Annotated in this window: 19 protein-coding genes; 12 read left to right on the top strand and 7 right to left on the bottom strand. The window is 57.0% G+C overall.

What is annotated here, in order from left to right:
- Window positions 1–42: 42 nt before the first annotated feature.
- Window positions 43–903 carry an endonuclease/exonuclease/phosphatase family protein gene (locus K325_RS0112710; RefSeq protein WP_029654651.1) on the top strand — a complete coding sequence of 287 codons (861 nt, stop codon included), beginning with the start codon at window positions 43–45 and terminating at the stop codon, window positions 901–903.
- A 67-nt stretch (window positions 904–970) separates the two neighbouring features.
- Here K325_RS0112710 and rpmG read toward each other — a convergent pair whose 3' ends face one another.
- The 3 genes from rpmG to radC form a co-directional block, all read right to left on the bottom strand.
- Complete coding sequence (gene rpmG / locus K325_RS0112715; RefSeq protein ID WP_007153739.1) at window positions 971–1,126, bottom strand: 50S ribosomal protein L33; 156 nt, start codon at window positions 1,124–1,126, stop codon at window positions 971–973.
- Between the two features lie 11 nt (window positions 1,127–1,137).
- Window positions 1,138–1,374, bottom strand: coding sequence for a 50S ribosomal protein L28 (gene rpmB, locus K325_RS0112720; RefSeq protein ID WP_011786975.1), 237 nt, complete (start codon window positions 1,372–1,374; stop codon window positions 1,138–1,140).
- A gap of 219 nt (window positions 1,375–1,593) precedes the next feature.
- Window positions 1,594–2,268 carry a RadC family protein gene (radC, locus tag K325_RS0112725; protein ID WP_029654652.1) on the bottom strand — a complete coding sequence of 225 codons (675 nt, stop codon included), beginning with the start codon at window positions 2,266–2,268 and terminating at the stop codon, window positions 1,594–1,596.
- A 174-nt stretch (window positions 2,269–2,442) separates the two neighbouring features.
- Here radC and coaBC point away from each other — a divergent pair, with 174 nt between their 5' ends.
- The 7 genes from coaBC to argA all read left to right on the top strand — a co-directional run bounded on the left by coaBC (window position 2,443) and on the right by argA (window position 11,631).
- A complete protein-coding gene (coaBC, locus tag K325_RS0112730; protein WP_029654653.1) occupies window positions 2,443–3,654 on the top strand; it encodes a bifunctional phosphopantothenoylcysteine decarboxylase/phosphopantothenate--cysteine ligase CoaBC in 1,212 nt (403 codons plus the stop codon).
- Window positions 3,651–4,112: a dUTP diphosphatase gene (gene dut, locus K325_RS0112735; protein WP_029654654.1), complete on the top strand. Its 462-nt coding sequence runs from the start codon at window positions 3,651–3,653 to the stop codon at window positions 4,110–4,112. Before coaBC ends, dut begins: the two co-directional genes overlap by 4 nt.
- Before the next feature lie 95 nt (window positions 4,113–4,207).
- Entirely contained in the window at window positions 4,208–6,856 is a 2,649-nt protein-coding gene (locus K325_RS18880; RefSeq protein ID WP_029654655.1) for a phosphomannomutase/phosphoglucomutase, read from the top strand.
- 34 nt (window positions 6,857–6,890) lie between these two features.
- Window positions 6,891–7,787 carry an acetylglutamate kinase gene (gene argB / locus K325_RS0112745; protein ID WP_029654656.1) on the top strand — a complete coding sequence of 299 codons (897 nt, stop codon included), beginning with the start codon at window positions 6,891–6,893 and terminating at the stop codon, window positions 7,785–7,787.
- 23 nt (window positions 7,788–7,810) lie between these two features.
- On the top strand, window positions 7,811–9,055 hold the full coding sequence (locus tag K325_RS0112750; RefSeq protein WP_029654657.1) for a hypothetical protein: 1,245 nt from the start codon (window positions 7,811–7,813) through the stop codon (window positions 9,053–9,055).
- A 26-nt stretch (window positions 9,056–9,081) separates the two neighbouring features.
- A complete protein-coding gene (argE, locus tag K325_RS0112755) occupies window positions 9,082–10,245 on the top strand; it encodes an acetylornithine deacetylase (protein ID WP_211218156.1) in 1,164 nt (387 codons plus the stop codon).
- Between the two features lie 78 nt (window positions 10,246–10,323).
- The gene (argA, locus tag K325_RS0112760) at window positions 10,324–11,631 is read left to right on the top strand and encodes an amino-acid N-acetyltransferase (protein ID WP_029654659.1); all 1,308 of its coding nucleotides are present in this window, start codon (window positions 10,324–10,326) and stop codon (window positions 11,629–11,631) included.
- Here argA and K325_RS0112765 read toward each other — a convergent pair.
- Window positions 11,605–12,675 (bottom strand): aminopeptidase, encoded by a 1,071-nt coding sequence (locus K325_RS0112765; protein ID WP_029654660.1) that lies wholly within the window; start codon window positions 12,673–12,675, stop codon window positions 11,605–11,607. The two genes, argA and K325_RS0112765, sit on opposite strands and share 27 nt — an antisense overlap.
- A gap of 186 nt (window positions 12,676–12,861) precedes the next feature.
- Between K325_RS0112765 and K325_RS0112770 the strand changes: the two genes are divergently transcribed.
- Together K325_RS0112770 and K325_RS0112775 are read left to right on the top strand one after the other, a co-directional pair.
- Window positions 12,862–16,605, top strand: a complete 3,744-nt coding sequence (locus tag K325_RS0112770) for a DUF1631 family protein (protein ID WP_029654661.1) — start codon at window positions 12,862–12,864, stop codon at window positions 16,603–16,605.
- A gap of 26 nt (window positions 16,606–16,631) precedes the next feature.
- Window positions 16,632–17,498: a phosphoribulokinase gene (locus K325_RS0112775; RefSeq protein ID WP_029654662.1), complete on the top strand. Its 867-nt coding sequence runs from the start codon at window positions 16,632–16,634 to the stop codon at window positions 17,496–17,498.
- Between the two features lie 49 nt (window positions 17,499–17,547).
- On the opposite strand, the gene speD is transcribed toward K325_RS0112775, so the two are convergent.
- Both speD and K325_RS0112785 read right to left on the bottom strand, forming a co-directional pair.
- Window positions 17,548–18,339, bottom strand: coding sequence for an adenosylmethionine decarboxylase (speD, locus tag K325_RS0112780; protein WP_029654663.1), 792 nt, complete (start codon window positions 18,337–18,339; stop codon window positions 17,548–17,550).
- 233 nt (window positions 18,340–18,572) lie between these two features.
- The gene (locus tag K325_RS0112785) at window positions 18,573–18,995 is read right to left on the bottom strand and encodes an OsmC family protein (protein WP_029654664.1); all 423 of its coding nucleotides are present in this window, start codon (window positions 18,993–18,995) and stop codon (window positions 18,573–18,575) included.
- Between the two features lie 279 nt (window positions 18,996–19,274).
- Between K325_RS0112785 and crp the strand changes: the two genes are divergently transcribed.
- Window positions 19,275–19,916, top strand: a complete 642-nt coding sequence (gene crp, locus K325_RS0112790; RefSeq protein WP_007153756.1) for a cAMP-activated global transcriptional regulator CRP — start codon at window positions 19,275–19,277, stop codon at window positions 19,914–19,916.
- 269 nt (window positions 19,917–20,185) lie between these two features.
- The gene (locus K325_RS0112795) at window positions 20,186–21,094 is read left to right on the top strand and encodes a PEP-CTERM sorting domain-containing protein (protein WP_029654665.1); all 909 of its coding nucleotides are present in this window, start codon (window positions 20,186–20,188) and stop codon (window positions 21,092–21,094) included.
- 67 nt (window positions 21,095–21,161) lie between these two features.
- Here the strand turns inward: K325_RS0112795 and K325_RS0112800 are convergent, their stop codons facing one another.
- Complete coding sequence (locus tag K325_RS0112800; protein WP_029654666.1) at window positions 21,162–22,052, bottom strand: alpha/beta fold hydrolase; 891 nt, start codon at window positions 22,050–22,052, stop codon at window positions 21,162–21,164.
- Window positions 22,053–22,059: the final 7 nt, after the last annotated feature.

Here is a 22,059-nt window from a genome sequence, read left to right on the forward strand (position 1 = left end):
GGAGCCGGTGCTTTAAGAGGGATACCAGGATAGTGGCTGACAATGTATAAGCGACTCCGTAACCAGATCGGTGGTATTCTCGGGAATCAGCAAGGCCCCCGGGGGGCCTGTTCCGGCAGTGAACATGTGCCGGATTTTCAGGCCCACCGGCACATTCGTCTGCTAACGTTCAATATTCAGGTGGGTATCAACACCTCTTCCTACCACCACTACCTGACCCGAAGTTGGCAGCACTTTCTGCCCAACCGCCGTCGATACGACAATCTTGACCGGATTGCCTCTCTGCTGAGCCAGTACGATGTAGTCGCCCTGCAGGAGTGTGATGGTGGAAGCTTGCGCAGTGGCTATATCAATCAGGTGCAGTACCTTGCCGAAGCCGCCGGTATCCCCTATTGGTATCAGCAGTTAAATCGCAATCTTGGCCAGATAGCTCAGCACAGTAATGGGTTGCTGAGCCGTTTTCGCCCGCTGGATGTGACTGAGCACAAGCTGCCTGGGCTAATCCCGGGGCGCGGAGCCATCATTGCCCGTTATGGAATGAAAGAAGATCCCTTGGTGCTGGTGCTGATGCACCTGTCACTGAGCAAGTCGGCCCAGCAGAAGCAGCTTGGGTTTGTTCGGGAGTTGATCGCCGATTACCGCCATGTTGTCTTGATGGGGGACATGAACGCCCATGCGGAACAGTTGCTGACACAGACGCCATTGCGAGAAACCGATCTTATTCCATTGCCTGCAACGGCTCACAGCTTCCCTAGCTGGCGGCCAGAGCGTGCTCTTGATCACATTCTGGTCAGTCCGTCCCTTGAAATCCGGCGTTCGGAAGTGGTGAGTTACCCGGTTTCAGACCACTTGCCTATTGCGATGGACGTCGCTCTGCCGAGAGGCTATCTGGAGACCTTCTGAGGGGTGTTTGAACAGGCACAAAAAAACCCGGCCTGAAAGCCGGGTTTTTTTGTGGAGGCGGGATCAATTACTTGATCTTGGCTTCCTTGTACGCAACGTGCTTACGGACAACCGGATCGTACTTCTTGATCTCGATTTTTTCCGGGGTGTTACGCTTGTTCTTGTTGGTCGTGTAGAAGTGACCAGTGCCTGCTGAAGATACCAGCTTGATTTTCTCGCGCATGATGCGGCTCCTTAAACTTTCTCGCCGCGGGCACGAAGATCGGCCAGCACAGCGTCAATGCCTTTTTTGTCGATGATGCGCATGCCCTTGGTGGAAACGCGCAGCTTCACGAAGCGTTTCTCGGACTCAACCCAGAAACGGTGGTTCTGCAGATTCGGCAGAAAACGACGACGAGTGTGGTTCATCGCGTGGGAAACATTGTTACCGGTAACCGGACGCTTACCGGTAACCTGACAAACTCTGGACATACTTGCCTCCGACCTGAGCAATGGTCTCTGTAATACGAATTCGTTTTAAATGCGTCTCTGGTTGCTCCGGAGCCATACCTGCTGCCGGTTTGCGCTTCTGAAACAGAACGCTGCTCGCCAGACGCCGCCAGAAAGGGACGCTTTTATACCAGAACTGATGGCCCAACGCAAAAAATTGTTGGGAATTTGGCCAGTTTCGGGGCGACGTTCTTCACCAGACTACATCAATCCACGTTCAGCCAGGGATATTACCTCACCGTGGCCAATAACCATATGGTCAAGAACCCTGATGTCGACCAGGCCGAGCGCTTCTTTCAGCCGTCGGGTGAGTGTGACGTCTGCAGCGCTGGGCTCGGCGACCCCGGAAGGGTGATTGTGTGCGAAAATAACGGCCGCGGCGTTGTCTTCCAGTGCCTGGCGAACGACTTCCCTTGGGTAGACGGCTGCCCCGTCAATGGTGCCTCGGAACAGTTCACGGTATTGAATGATTCGATGGCGATTGTCCAGAAACAGGCCGGCGAAGACTTCGTGAGGGTAAGTGCCGAGCCGGCTGGTCAGGTAGCGGCGGGTGTCTTCAGGGGAGCGCAGGGGGTCTCCCTGCCGGAGCGGTTCCTCCGTGACCCGTCGGGCCATTTCCATGGCGGCCTGCACCTGAGCATACTTGGCGGTTCCCAGGCCTTTGACCTGGCAGAACTGCCGCCGCGAGGCGGTCATCAGGCCGCGAAGGCCGGAAAACTCGGTTAGCAGATGTCGGGCCAGCGCCATGACGGGCATGCCGGTGGTGCCGGTGCGCAGAAAAATGGCCAGAAGTTCTGAATCAGACAGGGATTCGGGGCCGTGAGTGAGCAGTCGCTCACGCGGGCGCTCGTCGGTTGGCCAGTGGCTGGAGGTCATTTGGGCTTCCTTGCAGTCGTGGGTTTGGATGCTTCCTGCATCGGGTTCTCGAAATTACAAAGGTTACTCCAAAAGGTAACATTTGGTAAACGAACAGGTCGCCCTGCAGGCTGCCCGCCATCGCTCAGCGTGCTATCTTATAACTCTTTCATTTCACGGGATTACGGAGCCCGCATGACCGCCAAGCGAGTATTGTTGGGAATAACCGGTGGTATTGCCGCCTATAAGAGTGCGGAGCTGGTCAGGTTGTTGAAGAAGGCCGGCCATGAAGTGCGGGTTGTGATGACGGCCGGGGCTGAAGCCTTTATTACGCCACTGACGTTTCAGGCTCTTAGTGGGGAGCCGGTGCGTACCTCTCTGCTGGACCCGGAAGCAGAGGCCGGGATGGGGCACATTGAACTGGCGAAGTGGGCGGATCAGGTGGTGATCGCGCCGGCGACGGCTGACTTCATGGCCCGGTTGGCCCATGGTTTGGCGGATGATCTGTTGACGACGGTTTGTTGTGCGACAGACGCGCCAATTGCGGTTGCACCGGCCATGAATCAGGCCATGTGGAGGAATTTCCGGACTCAGCGGAACCTGGCGCTGCTTTCAGAAGACCCGCAGATTACGATCTGGGGGCCGGATCAGGGTGAGCAGGCATGCGGTGATACCGGCCCGGGTCGCATGCTGGAGCCGGAACAACTGGTCGGGCGACTGGAGGCCAGGCAGGAAAGCCCTTCAGGACTGCTGGCGGGACGTCGCGTGGTTGTGACTGCCGGGCCTACCCGGGAACCGATAGACCCTGTGCGCTACATTACGAACCACAGCTCCGGCAAGATGGGATACGCGATTGCGGCGGCCGCCGCGGCAGCGGGAGCCTCGGTGGTTCTGGTCAGCGGCCCTGTCAGCCTGGCGGTTCCCCCCGGCGTTGATGTCAGGCCAGTCTGCACGGCGCAGGAAATGCTGGAGGCATCGAGCCGGGCCGTGGATGAAGGGTGTGATATTTTTGTGGCCACCGCCGCCGTTGCAGATTACCGACCAGAAGCCTTTGTCAGTCAGAAGATCAAAAAATCCAGTGACAGTATGAATCTTTCACTGGTGCGGAATCCGGACACGCTGGCAACCATTGCCGCGCGGACTGATGCGCCGTTTACGGTTGGCTTTGCCGCAGAAACACGAGATGTGGCGCGGTATGCAACAGACAAGATGATGCGTAAGAAACTCAAGATGATTGTTGCCAATGATGTGTCCGTTCCCGGACTCGGTTTTAGCAGCGACAGGAACGCGGTCACGGTATTCTGGCCCGAGGGCACCGAATCAATTGGCCCTGACAGTAAACAGGCGATTGCCGCCCGTCTGGTGGCGTTGATTGCAGATCACAGCAGCAGGATTGATCAGGTATGAGTAAACGAAAACTTCAGGTGCGGATTCTGGATGACCGCATCGGCACCGCGATTCCCTTTCCCGAGTACGCCACGGAAGGCTCTGCCGGCCTGGACCTGCGGGCTGCACTGAGCGAACCGAAGACGGTCCTGCCCGGGGAAACGCATCTGATTCCGACGGGCCTGTCGGTGCATATTTCGGACCCGGGGCTGGCGGCGATGATTCTGCCCCGGAGCGGATTGGGGCACAAACACGGAATTGTGCTGGGTAATCTGGTGGGATTGATTGACTCGGATTATCAGGGTGAGCTGATGGTGTCTTGTTGGAACCGGGGGCAGACCCCCTTCACCATTGAAGTGGGGGAGCGGATCGCCCAGATGGTCTTGGTGCCGGTTGTGCAGGCGGAATTTGACGTAGTGAATGAATTCGATGCCAGTGATCGGGGCGCGGGTGGGTTTGGCTCCACCGGGAGTCACTGAATAGGGGCTGTCAGGACCGACAGCGAGCCGGTTGGCCGGCGTCTATACTCAGCGGATAATGAATTGTCCGGGAAAAAATAACTGCGGGATGCACTATGAAATTCGCCAAGAAAAAAACCAATGCGTCTTCCGGAGATGAGCAGCCGGAGAAGAACCCCGGAAAAAAACAGAAACAGGATAAGCCGTCTAAAGACTCAGCTGGACCACGTCTGAAGAGGCTGAGCTCAGTGGGGCTGGTCCAGGCACTGGTGGTGCTGGTGGCCGGCGTTGTTGCAGCGGTGTTGTCGCACTTTCTGGTGGTCGAGCCAGCGGCCGGAACGCGCTACGCGAAGGACAGCGCGATCGTGGTTGACGGTGCCCGGCAGCGTTTGAATCAGTCGTTGACTGCCTTGCAGGCCCAGGTGCAAGCGCTGGCGAATCAGCGGTATGTTGCACAGATGCTGGCTGACAAATCCAGTGCGGGCGATCTTGCAGAGCAGCTGAACAGCGCTTTGCCCGGGGCGTCTGAGGTGTTCGTCTTCCCGTACCGGGAAGTTCCTCGCACTGGCAATGATGACTCTCTGTTGGGGTTTGCGGGGCTGGAGCTGGCTCGCAGAGCTGAAAATGGCCAGACCCTGGTGCCCGATGCCTATCCCAGGGACAATCAGTGGTATCTGCAGTTTGCCGCGGCGATCCGTCACCCTGTCAGTAATGCTGTGGTTGGCAGTGTGCTGGTTGTATTTGAGGCCTCTTACATCCGGCCCTGGCTGGTGGTCAGTAACCAGGACCTCGGCGGGCAGCTGTCTCTGGTGCAAACGGTTTCCGGTGCCTCCCGGACGGTGGTGAGCACTGGCAGCGGGGCTGGCCCGGAGGTGTCCCGAACGCTGGTTAATCCTGACTGGAAGGTCAGCTATCAGCCGGCATCGGCTCCCACCACACAGGTGAGCTCGGTTGCCCTTGCGATGATGATTGGTTTGCAGGCACTGGCCGCGGCGATTGTGGTGTGGCTCCTGCTGGGGAATGCTCAGCGAGGAATCCGGCAAGATATGACTGCACTGATCCAGTGGGCGCATAAGGCCTTTGGTGGTGAGCGGATGAAGATTCCGGCGTTGCGCTGGGATATGGTGTCGTCCGCCGGTGAGGTGCTGTTCCGTTTATCTCAAATGGTGGACAAGCGCGTAGCGAAGGCTGCAGAAACCGCGGCGTCCAAATCGGCGCCGGTTCGCAGAAAGCCCGCGGAGGCTGAGCAAGAAGAACCCTTGTTTCAGGACAAGGACATGCTGGACATCGACATGCTTGATGGTGACGAGGATGTGCTGGGGTTTGGCAGTTCCGGTGACTCGCTGTTTGATGAGGATATTCCCGAGGTGGCGGAGGCTGAGCTTCCGGCTGTCCAGGTTGACCCTGAGATATTCCGGGCCTACGACATCCGGGGTATTGTTGGCCAGAACCTGTCTGCCGAGGTGGTTGAGGTTATTGGCCGGGCGATCGGCTCGGAAGCGGCAGACCGGGGTGTGACGGACCTCTGTATTGGCTACGATGGGCGCCATTCCAGCCCGGAGCTGGCCGAGGCGCTGGGGCGCGGCATCCTGTCAACTGGCTGCAATGTGGTGCATCTCGGTGCCATCCCGACACCCGTCTTGTATTTTGCTACCCATCACCTTCAAACCGGCTCCGGGGTTATGGTAACCGGGAGTCACAACCCGGCCAGTTACAACGGACTGAAAATCATGCTGGGGGGAGAAACCCTGTCCGGAGAGGCAATTCAGGGGTTGTACCAACGTATCCAGACGGCGGATTTTACCAGTGGACAGGGGAGTCAGTCCCGGGGCGACGTCCGCCGGGCATACCTTGACCGCATTGTGGGAGACATTGCCGTGGCGGCACCCCTCAAGGTGGTGGTCGACGCCGGTAACGGCATCGCCGGGGAACTTGGCCCCATGCTGGTCGAAGAGCTGGGCTGTGAGGTGACGCCGTTATACTGTGAGGTGGACGGCGAGTTTCCCAATCACCATCCGGATCCCGGCAAGCCGGAAAACCTGCAGGACCTGATCCGTCGGGTTCAGGAGACAGGATCAGACATCGGTCTGGCCTTTGACGGAGACGGTGATCGTCTGGGGGTTGTCACCAACAGTGGCAAGATCATCTGGCCTGACCGCCTGCTGATGCTTTTTGCGCGGGATGTGGTTTCCCGAAATCCTGGTGCCGATGTGCTCTATGACGTGAAATGCAGTCGCCGACTGGCCGGTGTCATTTCCGAAGCCGGGGGGCGCCCGATCATGTGGAAGACCGGGCACTCTCTGATGAAAGCGAAGATGAAGGAAACCGGCGCGTTGCTGGCGGGTGAGATGAGCGGCCACGTCTTCTTTGGTGAGCGTTGGTATGGTTTCGATGATGGGCTTTACTCGGCGGCCAGGCTGCTGGAAATTCTGGGCATTGAGGACCGCCACGCTGACGAAGTCTTCGAGGATTTCCCTGAGGATGTCAGTACTCCCGAACTGAATGTCGAGGTGACGGAGAAGGACAAGTTCGCGATCATTGAGCGGCTTGGCCAGCAGGCTGATTTCGGCGAAGGCAATATCAGTACCATTGATGGTATTCGGGTAGATTATGCCGATGGCTGGGGGCTGTGCCGTGCCTCCAATACCACGCCGGTTCTGGTTCTCCGGTTTGAGGCGGAAACCGAACAGGCACTGGAACGGATCAAATCCGTGTTCCGTGAACAATTACAGAAAGCCGCGCCGGACCTGGTGGCGGATTTCTGAAACTCATTTTTATCGTAAGGAAAAACACAACATCATGGCGCTGGATCGTGAAACTGCAATGCAGGTGGCCTCGGTACTGAGTCGCGGACTGCCTTATATCCAACGGTTTACCGGCAAGACGGTGGTCATCAAGTACGGCGGTAACGCCATGGAAAATGAAGACCTCAAGAGCAGTTTTGCCCGGGATGTGGTGCTGATGAAGCTGGTTGGCATCAACCCGATCGTCGTTCACGGTGGTGGTCCGCAGATCGGGGAACTGTTGGAGCGGCTGAACATTCAGTCCCGTTTTGTTAATGGGATGCGGGTGACCGATGCCGAAACCATGGATGTTGTTGAAATGGTGCTCGGTGGGCAGGTGAATAAGGAAATCGTGTCCCTGATCAATGCCCACGGTGGCACGGCGGTGGGGTTGACGGGTAAGGACGCCAACCTGATCCGTGCCCGGAAACTGGAAGTGGTGAATCGCTCGCCAGAGCTTGAACGGCCAGAGATCATCGACATTGGGCACGTTGGCGAGGTGGCCAGTGTGAATGTTGATGTCATTGACATGCTAACCCGCAGCAATGTCATCCCGGTGATTGCACCAATCGGTGTGGGGCCGGATGGCGCGTCCTACAATATCAATGCGGACCTGGTGGCCGGCAAGGTGGCAGAGGCCATGAAAGCGGAGAAACTGATCCTGCTGACCAATGTGTCTGGTTTGAAAAGTAAGGACGACAAAGTTCTCACGGGGCTGACGGCCCAGCAGGTGAATGAGCTGATCGAAGATGGAACCATTCATGGTGGCATGCTGCCCAAGATCCGTTGCGCCCTCAGTGCGGTAGAGAACGGAGTGCGTACGTCACATATTATTGATGGTCGTGTTGCTCACGCCTGCTTGCTGGAAATCTTTACCGACGAGGGTGTTGGCACCCTGATTTCCCGTAACTGATACTACTGGCCGGGGGTTGCCGGATGAAACGCCTGCTGTCATTTCTCATACTCACAGGAATAGTGGTCTTCGCCGGCTTTAAGGCCGGCGTTTGGTGGTTGATGGATCAGCGCCTGTCAGAGGCGCGTGCAGCCCTGTCTGAAACGGGTGTGCTGGAGGAGAGGGGAGGGATCAGTTCTTCTCTGGATGGTCGTGTTATTGTCAGAAAAGCACGTTGGGAGGATTTTCGGCTCACCCAACCGTTGCAGCTAGGGCTGGTAGAGCTGGAGACAGGGTCCCCGGTGACGTTGCTGACCACGTTGCTGAATCCGGAGTCCTTGCCTGCGCAGTGGCGGTTGTCTGTTGAGCAGGCCAGTATTAATCTTGAACCGACGATGTTCCGGAACTGGGTGACGGCGGCACCGGATGAGGCTGCTCAGGTGCCACTGACCACGCTTTCCTGTGCTCCGGATCCGCGGCAGCAAATCAGCAGCGGTGATCTGATGCGGATGGGGGTTCCCGATATCCGGGGTGATCTGGTGCTGGAACAAACCCCGGGCGCCCTGCGTCTGGAACTGAATACCCGGGAAACGGGAAGCCTGGAGCTGACCTGGCCGGACGCCCGGTTAACGCTGGGCAACCTGAATACCCCAGCGGCCCTGGGGCCCGGCCCGGTGCGGCTGACCCTTCGTGATGCTGGGTTGATGCGCCGGATGTCTGCCTACTGTGCCCGGGAAACCGGCCTTGAGGTCAGCGCCTGGGCAGGTAGGGGTGTAGTGGCCCTGGAGGCCGGGCTTCGGGCACGTGCTTTGGAGGCCAGCCCGCAATTGCTGGCGCTTTATCGGCAGTGGCTGATGGAGGGTGGGGAACTGAGCCTGTCATTGTCTCCCGCGTCGGAGATGCTCGGGTTGCCCGTGCGCCCTAATCAGGAAGAAGGCGCAGACTGGGAGGTCACCTACAATGGGGCTGGTGTGCCAGATGTTTTTCTGACGCCCATTCAGCAAGTGGCGCCTGAACCACCGGCCAAAGCGCTGGAACCGGTGGTGCCACCGGAAGACCCTGAGGTGGAGCAGTGGTACCCTGATACCGTTGAACGTGCAGGAGACTGGCTCGGGCACCGGGTAAGGGTAACGCTCTCTAACGATAACGACGTGGAGGGGCGGCTGGTCAGTGTGGGAGAGAGGGATCTGGAGATCGCCAGAACGGTGGCGGGTGGCGAAGTGGCTTACCCGATCCTGATGCGTGCGATTACACAGTTTGAAGTCTGGCGCCGGGGTCGCCCGGAGTGACGCCGGGGCGGGAGGCGAAGGTGACAGTGACCACAAGTGCAGCAGGCGGCGTGCCGGGCATCCGGGAGATGCTCTCGCGATTGATTGCACTGCCGTCCATCAGCAGTGCCTCACCGGAATGGGATCACAGCAACGAAGCGGTGGTTCGTACACTCGCCGAATGGCTGGAACCGCTTGGGTTTGCCGTGGAAATCCTGGACGTACCGGGCATGCCTGGCAAGTTCAACCTGATCGCCACGCTGGGCAGCGGGCCCGGTGGGTTGGTACTTTCCGGGCACACGGATACTGTGCCATTCGACGACAAACGCTGGCAGAGTGACCCGTTCAGTCTCACGGAAAAAGACAATCGCTGGTACGGTCTGGGTACGTGCGACATGAAAGGTTTTTTTCCTTTGGCGATCGAAGCCGCTAAAGCGTTCGTAAATCAGCCTTTGAAACAGCCGCTGATTATCCTTGCCACGGCCGACGAAGAAAGCTCCATGAACGGTGCCCGGGCACTGGCGGAAGCCGGCAAACCCAAAGCCCGTTATGCGGTGATCGGTGAGCCGACAGACCTCAGGCCCGTGCGGATGCATAAAGGCATCATGATGGAGAGGCTGCGGTTTGAGGGTCAGTCTGGTCACTCATCCAATCCGGCCCTGGGCCGTAACGCCCTTGAAGGCATGCATGAGGCGTTAGGTGAGTTGCTGACCTTGCGGCAAGAGTGGCAGGACACTTACCGCAACCCCAACTTCAAGGTGCAGGTGCCAACGATGAATCTGGGGTGCATTCACGGGGGCGATAACCCGAACCGGATTTGCGCCCAGTGCGAGCTTCATTTCGACCTGCGTCCTTTACCTGGTATGAGCATGGAGGCTCTGCGCCAGGGAATCCTGGAGCGGGTGCGCCCGCTGGCGGAACGGAGGGACCTCAAACTCACCTTTGAGCCGCTGTTTGATGGCGTGCCGCCTTTTGAAACACCAGCGGATGCCGCGTTGGTTAAGGCCTGTGAAAAACTCACCGGCCATCAGGCCCAGGCGGTTGCCTTTGCCACGGAAGCGCCCTGGCTGCAGAAACTGGGTTTGGAAACGCTGGTAATGGGGCCCGGCTCGATTGATCAGGCGCACCAGCCGGATGAATATCTTGAGCTGTCTCAGCTACAGCCGACCGTGGATATTTTGAAGGGACTGATCAGAACGTTCTGTGTCTGAGCACGCTGACGGCAGATTGCCTGCCGATTCAGTAATCTCCATTACGAAAAGCACAATCAGGGCAAAAGGAATAAAGGTTTGAAATCAAACGACTGGCTGCATGGGTTCCGCCATTCTTCTCCGTATATCAATGCCCATCGAGGCCGAACGGTTGTGCTGACCATGCCTGGGGACGCTATTGAGCACCGTAACTTTATTAACATAATCCACGATATCGCCTTGCTCAGTAGCCTGGGAGTGAGGCTTGTGGTTGCCTTCGGTGGGCGTCCCCAGATCCAGTCACGTCTCGACGACGCCGGGCTGGAATCCTCGTTTGCCCGGGGGTTGCGTATTACCCCGGATGACCATCTGCCGCTGGTCATGGAAGCCATTGGCGGGCTCCGTTCGTACCTCGAAAGTCAGCTTTCCATGGGGCTGGTGAATTCACCCATGCATAACGCCCGTATCCGGGTCAGCAGTGGCAACTATGTGACCGCCAAGCCCGTTGGCGTCCTTGATGGCATCGACTTTGGCTACACTGGCCGGGTGCGGCGGGTTGATACCCGTGGCATTGAGCAGCTTCTGGAACTGGGACATATTGTTTTACTGCCTCCCATGGGGTATTCGCCCACCGGAGACACGTTTAACCTCTCATACGAAGACGTGGGCAGTCAGGTTGCGGCCGCCCTGCAGGCGGAAAAACTGATTGTTTTTATTGATGACGAGGGGTTGCTGGAGGAAGACGGAGGCCTGATTCGCGAACTCTCGGCCCGTCAGGCCTCGGAACGGTTGAATGGTAACGCGGTAACCGGGCACGACGCCGCTTTACTTAAAGCCGCCTGTGATGCCTGCGTGAAAGGTGTCCGGCGCGCTCATATCATCAGCTATGCGGAAGACGGGGCTTTGCTGGAAGAATTGTTTACCCGGGATGGCTCCGGCACGTTGGTCAGTGGTGACAACTATGAGCAGATTCGTCAGGCCAGAGTTGAGGATATCGGCGGCATTCTTGAACTCATTCAGCCCTTGGAGGAGCAGGGTGTGCTGGTTCGCCGCTCCCGGGAAATGCTGGAAACCGAAATTGACCGGTTCGTTGTGGCGGAACGGGACGGGACCATTGTCGGTTGTGCGGCTCTCTATCACTATCCGGACGAAAACGCAGGTGAGCTGTCCTGCTTTGCAGTCGATCCATCCTACCGGCGCGCTGGCCGGGGGGATGAGATTCTCGCTATGGTTGAGAAGCTTGCCAGAGCGCAGGGCGTTCTGAGGCTGTTTGTTCTGACGACTCAGACCGAACACTGGTTCCGGGAACGGGGGTTTCTGCCAACGGTGGTGCAGGAGTTACCGGGCCCGAAACTGGCTTCGTACAATACGCAAAGGAACTCAAAGGTATTCTACAAACCGCTCTGACAGAGTCTGCAGTTGTGCGTCGCGGGAGGTGGTTGACTGTCCGGCCAGCGCCTTGGTGACCCGGTAAAACTCACCAAAGTCGTAGCCTGACTCCTTCAGCAGCTGCCGGAATGCCGGAACGTGTTGATTGTACTGACGAAACAGGGCCAGATGCGCATTGTTCAGCCGTACCGGTGGGCTGCCCAGTGGCCCGGGGGCCGAGTACTGCTCCGCCAGACCGGCATAAGCATCGGCCAGTTCATCAAAGAGCTGCTTTTTTCGGGCCCTGAGGGTTGGTGTGCCAAGGGATTCCTGCTGATCGTACAGGTGATGAAGTTTCTGGCTGGTGTGTATGACCAGCGTGAGTGTCTGTTCCCGATACTGCAAACGCTTCAGAGCCTGAGTGAAGCCTTCCTCTGACCCGGTTCGCTGAAGCCAGAGCCGTAGCCCCTCCAGTTCGACGGCGGTGGCAAAACTTTCGTTGAAAGCGGTATCGCCCTTGATATAGATGACGCGGTGAGCCAGTTCATGAAACATCAGGGCGACCATGCGGTCATCCGGCAGTGCCGTAAATCCGGTATGCAGCGGGTCATCAAACCACCCCAGGGTGGAATAGGCGGTAACGGTTCCAATCATGGTGTCGAAGCCCTGTTCCTGGAAGCCTGCTTGTTCTTTCCGGGCCTCGTTCAGGCTGAAGTAACCCCGGTAGGCCTGACAGCCAATGACCGGATAGCACCACTGGTGGGGAGACAGTGAAAACTCGGGCACGGCCACGAGGTTGACGACAACCCAGGGGCGACCGAGTGAGACGTACTCGCTGAACGCCCCGCCTACCGGTAGTGCCAGCTCATGTCTGGCAAACGTGCGGGCCTGTTCTGCGAACAGGAGTTGGCGCCGGAGTTCTGGTGGAGTGTTGGCATTGGCGATCAGCTCGGTGTTGGGTTGCTTTCTCAGCATGATCGACAGATGGCCGCTGATGGCCTGGCTGTAATAGCTGACGGTTGAGCATCCCGTGATCGGAGCTATCAGTAGTAAAAGAAGATAGATCTGACTAAGCTGTCTCATGAATCATCATGTTATGATGGCAGTGGTACGAGGTTTGGCGTTTCCCTGGCCGGCACAGCCTGTCATGGGTTTCTAACCAGTCGCGGTAAGCTTTATCATAGCAGCTCGTACTCACACCCACCCAGGGACGTTGGCCGGATATGCTCATCCGGCAACATGCCGGCTTTGCAACTGGTCAGGTAGTTCATGGATCCGAGAGAGCGTCGTAGCAGCCCCCGACAGCCGATCAAACTTGCCGCGCAGATTGATGCCGGTACTGGGGAGGCCTGGCCCTGCCAGATCGCAGATTTCTGTGCTGAGGGTATGTTTATCCGCTATTCCGGAGAGACCTCCGGGAAAATTGACCGGGCGTTCGCCCAAGGCAGCTTGTCTGAACTGACCGTTCGGTTCCGGGGCCTCGAGAGCCATCGCCGCTATGAACTTCATGTCAGCCCGGTCCGGCGGATTGACGGGGCCATGGGCGTGCACTTTACTCGCCCGGAATCCGACGCTTTCAACGCGATGCTCCAGCTTTGCGGCAGTGCGGGGGAGTTGTCCAGGTCTTCCCTCAGCGCGCCCAGTGAGCGTGTCCAGTTTGTGCTGCATCAGTGTGCCCGCACCGTAACCCGTTTTATTGAACCGCTCATGGATGCCTGCTTTGTTCGTACCGTAGAGGCTTTGCGGTCAGCGGCGCAGCGGGCGTCTAACGATCAGCTTGCCAACGAGTTCATGGACGCGTCAGGCCAGATACAGGGGCGGCAGAGGGTTCTTTGGCATTACATGAGCCGGAGCCTGGAATCGCCGCTGAAGCCTGAGCCTAAAGGCGCTCCCGGATCGGTGCTGTCGGTGGTCGACAAGAATGAGTTTGAGGATTGGCTGGCCATTCGGGTGATGGTGACCCGGGCGGATACTCTGTATCGGGGGGATCTTCTTCAGCTCAAGCTCCGGCTGGACAAGCTGGGGATTGCGAACCGTACAGGGCACCACAATCCTCTTGGTCCCGCCTTGGTCTGTGAAGCGTTCCATACGGCTATGGCTCAGTTTAAAGTCAGTCGGGACGTCGAAAAGGTTTGCCTGAAAACCTTTGAAGAGACCGTTATCAAACAGTTGGAACCGTTGTACCGGGAACTGAATAACATTCTGATACGGCATGGTGTTCTGCCGGATCTGGATTTGTCCCGTTACCTGAGCGAGCAGGCCCCTCCAAAAAAGGCCTCACCAGCGAAGCCCACCATCAGAACGCCTGGCCCTGAACGTCAGGCGACAGCGCCAGCGGCGGCGAGTGCTACGCCCCCGGTCCGCGCCACGAAACACCGGGCGGCTGGGGAGTTTCGAGGCTATGCGCGTGCTGCGCAAACGGCGTTTGCGACCGTCAGAAATCTGTTGAACACGTTGCAGACCAGCCGTCTGGGGCCGGGAGACGTGGAGGCTGAGCCGTTCCAGGCCAACGCCCGACCTTTGTCACAGGGTGAGTTGCATCGGGAGCTGCAGGAGCTGCAGTTGCGGGCTGCTGCTTCGGATGACGCGGATGCTCCCTTACGGGAGCGGGTTGTCGATAAAATCCGGGAAACCGGGGGCACCCGTCTGAACAGTGAGCAACAGCAGACGCTGGATGTGGTTGACCGGTTTTTCCGAAGCGTGGTGGAGAGCCCCAAGCTGAGTGATTATGCCCAGAGCCGGATGCGGCAACTGGAAGTGCCGGTCCTAAAGGTGGTGATGCGAGATTCTTCCTTCTTTGAAGATCAGGGCAGCCCGGTCCGAGGTGTTATGGACCGGTTGGCGCAATTGGGGCAGAAAGGAGGGCGTCTGAATCCGGTTGTCCAGCGTCGGGTGGATGAGTTGGTTCATCGTATTGCAACAGAGTTTGAGCAGGACACCGGGGTGTTTGAACAGACAGTGGGAGAGCTCGATACCCTGATCGACCGTCAGAATCTGGTCTACCGCCGCAATGTTGAGCGGGTGACTGCTGCGGCCGAAGGCGCGCAGAAAGTGGCCGAGTCCAAAAAAGCGGTGGCGAGCGCTCTGGATGGGAAGCTCGCCGGGCAAAAAGTGCCTAAGGCCCTGGTGAGCCTTCTGGACGGTGGGTGGCGTGATCTGCTGTCGCTGACCTGGATCCGACAGGGGGCGGATAGTCAGCTTTGGCAAGATTACCTGGCGGTGATCGATTCTTTGATGGCGTTTTCCGAAGATCCGGACCGCAGCATCAATTTGCCGGAGCTTCTCAGGTTGATACAGGATGGCCTGGCCTCCATTTCCAGTAATCACATGCCGTCTTCCCAGATTCGCGACGAATTGAAACAGTTTCTTGTGCGTCGTCCTGACACGGCACCAGAGATGGTCGACATGCCAGCGTCCAGCCCGGTCAGGCCTGACAAACGTGTGCTCAGCGAGCGTGAACAGCGCAGTCTTCAGCGCTGGATAAATCAGGCCCAGCAACTGCGCACTGGTGACTGGCTTCGGGATCAGACCAAAGCGGATGACCCTCAGTATATCCGGCTGGTCTGGATTGCGAGAGGCTTCAGCCGGTTCGTGTTTGTTAATCATCAGGGTATGCGGGTCGTTGAGCTTGAGCTGGAAAACCTGGCCCGCCAGATGCGCAAAGGCGTCATTGTCGCGGATAGTCAGTATGACCGCCCGCTGGTGGATGAAAGCATTGACCGAATGGTGCGCAATGTTTATGACCAGCTGTCCTGGACCTCGACCCACGATGAATTGACGCGTCTTCTGAATCGCCGGGAGTTTGAGCGCATGCTGGAGCAGCAGCTGGCTCGCCGGGAGGATAGCCGCGCCTTGCTGCATCTGGATCTGCGGGGCTTCCGCCTGCTGAACGATACGGCCGGCTATCAGGCTGGTGACGAGGCGTTGAAGCAGGTGGCTGATCTTATATGCCAGTACGTTGGTGATGGTATGCCGGTGGCTCGCCTGAGCGGTAACGAATTTGCGATGCTGGTACCGGAGGAACAGGGGGCGGATACCGCGGATAAACTGGTGGCGGCGATTACGGAGTGTGCCTTTGAGTATCAGGGGCGTCGTTATCAGCTTAGTGCGAATGTTGGCATGGCTCAGGAATTGCCTGCCCTGATCAGTGCCGAAAAATGGCTGAAAGCGGCTGAGCAGGCGCTTGGAGCCGCCAGGGACAAAGGCCCGGGCCAGATAGTACTCTATTCCCTGGATGCTGATGATCAGGCCAGGCAGGAGCTGATTGCGGCCCGTGTTGCAGGCCTGAGCAGTCCGGATGAAGAGAGGATGCTGCTGCGTTGCCAGAAAATGATTCCGTTGCACAGTGCGACTCGCATGGCTGCTCAGTATGAGATCCTGATCAGTATGTACGATGAGGGCGGTCAGCTGATTACCGGGCAGGATCTTGTGCGTATGGCCGAACGCTATGACTGCATGCAAGCCGTTGATCGCTGGGTCGTCGGACACATGTTGGACTGGCTCCGGGATAAAGCGCCTGACCCTCGCCACCTGGGAGGCGTCTGCATTAATCTGTCGGGTTACTCTCTGAATGACCAGTCGTTGCTGGAGTTTATTTACGAGAAGCTCAGCGAAAAAGACGCTCCTATTGAGCGCCTGTGGTTTGAGCTGACCGAAGCTTCCGCCATCAATGACCTTCAGGCCGTATCGGAATTCATGATGGAAATGAAGGAGCTTGGATGTCGCTTTTGTCTGGGTAACTTCGGTAGTGGCCCCAGTTCGTACCAGTTCATGCGTTCGCTGCCGGTTGACCTCATCAAGATTGATAACGCGTTCACCGGGCAACTCGCGGCCGATCAGACCGACCAGGCCATGGTGAGGTCAATGGTCGAGATGGCGCACTATATGGGCCGGGAAGTGATCGCCTCGCAAGTTGAATCCCGGGAAGTGCTGGACAGGCTCAGGCAGCTGGGAGTGGATTACGCTCAGGGCTTTGTGGTCGAAAAGCCCCGCCTTTTGACCAGTCTCGTCTGACACCCCATTCAGGAATCCGGTTCGTTATGTCCAGACGCCATCCTATCATCGCGGTGACCGGCTCTTCCGGGGCCGGCACCACGACCACCAGTCAGATTTTCAGCCGTGTCTTCGCCAGTGAGAGGATGCAGGCGGCCATGGTAAGTGGTGACAGTTTTCACCGCTATACCCGGGAACAGATGGCCCGGCTGGCTGCCAAGGGGCTGTTCGGTGAGCGTAACCACTTTGCCTTGGCTGCGAACCACATTGACCGGCTGGAAGCCTTGTTTTACGACTACAGCCACACTGGAAACGGCCGGTATCGACAGTACGTGCATGATGAAGACCGGGCATTGGTAGCCGCCGGCCACAAGCCGGGGACCTTTACTCCGTGGGGATCACTGCCTGCGGACACGGATGTGCTGTTCTATGAGGGGTTGCACGGAGGCGTTGTCAGTGACCGTTACAACATAGCCCAATATGTGGACTTGCTGATTGGCGTGGTGCCCATTGTGAATCTGGAATGGATTCAGAAAATTCACCGGGATACCAATCAGCGGGGTTACAGCCAGGATGCGGTGGTTCAGACCATTATTAACCGTATGGACGACTATGTGCGTGACATCGTGCCCCAGTTTTCCCACACCCATATCAACTTTCAGCGGATTCCCCTGGTCGACACCTCGAATCCGTTTGTGGCCAGGGATGTGCCCAGTGAAGATGAGAGCATGGTGGTGATCCATTTCCGGGAATCGGCGGAGGTGAATTTCCCCTGGCTGCTTCAAGCGATCCCGCAGAGCACCCTGTCTCGTCACGATACCCTGGTGATACCCGGGCCGAAAATGGCTCTGGCCATGGATCTGGTTATCCGGCCCATGGTTCAGAAACTCATGTCTGGCAAGGCCTTCGCCTGATCAGCTCGTCAGAGGCGGCAAAGAGCACCTTGCCGCCATCCGGAGTATTTTACTCGACGTTGCGGGAATAGAAGATTTCCAGCATTTCGCGCCGCAGACGATCCTCAATGGACTGTGCTTCCGCAGGATCGAGTTCGCTGGCATTGACCCCGAACACATAGTTGTCGAGGTTGAATTCTTTCAGCATCATTTTGGTGTGGAACAGGTTTTCCTGATACACATTCACGTCGATCATCTGATAAGCGTTCTGAGTGTCTTCAGTCAGATAGTTCTGGATCGAGTTGATGTCGTGGTCGATGTAATGTTTGGTGCCATCAACATCACGGGTAAAGCCCCGCACACGGTAATCAACGGTCACGACATCGGAGTCGAAGCTGTGAATCAGGTAGTTCAGTACCTTCAGAGGTGAAATCAGGCCGCAGGTTGAGACATCGATATCCGCCCGAAAGGTGCTGACGCCATCGTGAGGGTGACTTTCCGGGTAGGTGTGGACGGTCACATGGCTTTTGTCCAGGTGAGCAACGATGGTGTCTGGCAATGGGCCGGGAGATTCCTCGTTGTCAGTATCGCTGTTGGTCAGTTCATGTTCAGCAATCAGCATGGTCACCGAGGCGCCATGGGGCTCATAATCCTGACGTGCGATGTTCAGGACGTTGGCGCCGATGATTTTGACAACGTCGGTCAGTATCTGGGTCAGGCGTTCGGCGTTGTACATCTCATCGATGTAATCGATGTAGGCCTCGCGTTGCTCTTCCGTCTGCGCGTAACAGATGTCGTAGATATTGAAGCTCAGGGATTTGGTCAGGTTGTTGAAACCGTGCAGCTGGAGTTTGGTTTCCATGCTCAGCCCCTCCGGGAAATGGAGATGAATGATCACAGGGAGATGGACTCTCCCTGCCGAGGCCGCCACCGATAATTGACCGGGTGATCTTGACTGTTCACCTTTTGCGCAGACCGGCGGAGAAAGTTGCGTATTATGCATACCGCAGGTGTCGTTGAATAGTATCTGCAATGACATTTTTCAACGTTGAGATAATCGTCGGTCTGGTCGCCCCGTCGGAGAGTCCAGAGCGTCTATTCAGCGGCCTGAATTTCGAAGCTGTGAGTGATCTCGACCCCGGCTTTGCCGAGCATGATTGAGGCCGAACAATATTTCTCTGCCGACAGGCTGACCGCCCGTGCCACCTGCTTTTCTTTGAGGTTGTGTCCTGTCACCACGAAGTGCAGGTGAATGCGAGTGAACACCGATGGCACTTCGTCGGCTCGTTCTGCTTCAAGATGGCAACGGCAGTCGGTCACCTCTTGTCGGCTTTTCTCGAGGATGCTCACCACATCAAAAGAGGAACAGCCGCCAATGCCCATCAGTAGCATTTCCATGGGGCGGGGGCCGAGATTTTCACCGCCGCGATCCGGAGGACCATCTAACTGCACGCTGTGGCCGCTGCCGCTGGTTGCTTTGAAGCTGGCGTTGCCGGTCCAGTTAATGGTTGCTTTCATGGGCGTTTTCCTGTGGCTGGTTCGTGGTGCGTTCTTGTGATGGTGTTTACCGTAAGTCTGGCGGATGCTAACACAGTTGCTCAGGGGCGGCATGATGCAACTGCGACCAAAGCGGTATTGCCCTTCGGATACATCCTGTATCCCGTTTCGAGTTGCTGAAAAGTAACCTTCTTGTTATAAGTTGCGTGGCATATCAGCAAATCCCTTAACCCGCAGGGACAGGCGGGGATATAAAAACGATTAGGAAACGCCAGACTTTGAGGAGGCACGTCTCGCATTATGGCTACCATTGTCAAGCCGGTTGAGCAGAAGACCAAACACCTGGATTATTTTCTTTCCCAATGCCATCGTCGGCGTTACCCAGCCAAAAGTACTATCATCTATGCCGGTGATAAAAGCGATTCGCTGTTCTACATCGTCAAGGGGTCGGTCACTGTCATTATTGAAGACGATGACGGTCGCGAGATGATCATGGCTTACCTGAATGCCGGTGATTTTTTCGGTGAGATGGGCCTGTTTGATAACATGGATTCCCGGAGTGCCTGGGTCAAAGCCAAAACCGAGTGCGAGGTGGCTGAGATCAGCTACACCAAGTTCCGGGAAATTGCCCAGCAGGATCCGAGGGTGCTGTATTTTATCGGCGAGCAGATGGCCTCTCGCCTCCGTCAGACTACCCGAAAGGTGGGTGACCTGGCTTTTCTGGACGTTACCGGTCGTGTTGCCCGTACCTTGCTGGATCTGTGTAAAGAGCCGGATGCGATGACGCACCCGGATGGTATGCAGATCAAGATCACCCGTCAGGAAATTGGTCGGATTGTGGGCTGCTCCCGTGAAATGGTGGGGAGAGTCCTTAAAACTCTTGAAGATCAAGGTCTTGTCAGGGTTAAAGGAAAAACCATGGTGGTTTACGGTACACGCTGACATTCCTTTCCCTTAAGTTCCCGAATCCCTTCTGGTGCCTGCCTCAGTTGTCGCAGGCATTCGCCCTTCCAAGTGCGACAGGCTTGTCGTTATCACCTTCCATTCGGTTGTGCCTTCCATTTCGGTATGTCGAGATGTTTTACGGTTCCGTTTTTTTCTCATGATGGGTTTTTTGTAATTTATTGAAAATTAATATTTTTCATGGTCTTGGCAGGGATTGCGCTTGGAGGTTGGTGTCACACACATTGACCCTAAAAGGAGTTTTAGCCATGAACAAAAAATGGATGGCCGGTACTGCAGGATTCGCTGCTGCCGCTTTGATGAGTTCCGCTGCTGTTGCGGCACCAATTACTGCAGACGTTGTGTTTCTGGTGGATGAGTCCGGCTCCATGGGAGGCGAGCACTCCTGGCTGAGCAATATGATTGCCAGTCTCGAAAATGGTCTGGTCGGAGAAGGTGTTGGTGCCTCTGTTAGTAACCGTTATTCGCTGGTCGGGTTTGGTGGTGCTTCCTATTCAGGGCATCTGGACCCCCACGCCCACGATATGGACAGCGCGACGGCGGGTACTCAGGAATGGGGCAGTTCAACGGATTTTGCAGCGGCAACGTCCTCGCTCGTTCTGAATGGGGGCACGGAAGACGGCTGGAGTGCGCTGGATTGGGCGCTGAACAATCTGAGCTACCGTTCTGATGCGGCTGTCAACTTCGTGCTGGTTACCGATGAGGATCGCGATAATACTAACGGTGATTTGAGCAAATCCCGACTGTTGGCTGGTTTGGGCAGTGTGAATGCGCTGCTGAACGTGGTGGTTAACAACAACTTTGGCTGTGGTGCTTCTTCAACCAATGCTATTGGTGTTGACAGTGAAGATAATGGCTTTTTGGCCGATGGCTCTGGTAGCTTTACCAAGTGTGAGGGTGCGGGGAACATTGGCAGTGGCTATGGCACCACATCCAGCGACTACGTGGATCTGGCTCTGGATTCGGGCGGTGCTGCCTGGAACCTGAATATCCTGCGGGCTGGAGGCAGCAACGCGGATTCCTTTACTGCATCGTTTGTCGATACCAAGGTTGAGGAAATCACCGGTCAGCCACCGGTTTCTGTACCGGAGCCTGGCACACTGGCATTGCTGGGTCTGGGTCTGACCGGCCTGGCCTTCCGTCGCAAGAAAGCCTGATACTTGCATCCTGCTTGATACAACAAGGGCGCCGAGAGGCGCCCTTGTTGTTTGTGTTTTCTGTGAGTCAGGAACGCCGGTCGTTTGCAGCAATGAACGTTGACACCAACTGACAGATGGCGTCGGGCATGGTGAGTACGGCCCAGTGGGGAGCATCCAGTTTCTGTAAAGTCAGCTTGCCTGTCCAGCGCACAGCCTCGTCAGTGAGTTGAGCTCCAACGTAGGCATCCCGGGTTGGGATGATGACCTGAACGGGGCAGTGAGTGCGCCGGGCTCGAGGGCGCAGCAACCTAGGCAGAAAATTTGCGCGGTAGAGTTTGATGCCATGCAGGCCATCAGACTTCTGAAAAGTGCTGAACCGGGCATCGCGTACCTGCTCTTTCGTTTTCAGATAGTTGGGCCACAGCCTGTCCAGTCCCGCTTTCCAGGCGAGTTCTGGCAGTACCGGAACCTGGAACAGGGCGATGTACCAGGAGCTGATCAGCTGACGCAGAACTTTGTTGGTTCCCCCCGTGTTTGGCGAGAGAATTTGATTGCGGATCCAGAAACCGACGTGATCGAGGCAAGGGCCGGAAATCGACGTGTAGGACAGAATACGCGTTTGTAATTGCGGGTCGGTCACAGACTCCCAGCTCTGGACTGCGCCCCAGTCATGGGCTGCCAGGTGAAAAGCCTGCTCTGGGATGATGGCATTGACCACGGACTCAAGATCCTTGGCCAGCAGGTTGAGCAGGTAGTCTTTCGTGCGGGGTGGTTTGTCGGATTGGCCTGCGCCGCGGACATCGTAGCGAATCACCAGGAACTGCCTGCGTAGCTTGTCGGCGACTTTATCCCAGACGTGATGATTGTCTGGGTAGCCATGCACAAGGACGAGGGGAGTAGCCGTTGGATGCCCCTCGGCCACGGCATAGAGGGTAACGTCTCCACTGGTTACCCAGTGCTCACGCTTGGTGTTCACAGTATGA

This window comes from Marinobacter daepoensis DSM 16072, assembly GCF_000421165.1.
In the GTDB taxonomy this organism is placed as follows: domain Bacteria; phylum Pseudomonadota; class Gammaproteobacteria; order Pseudomonadales; family Oleiphilaceae; genus Marinobacter; species Marinobacter daepoensis.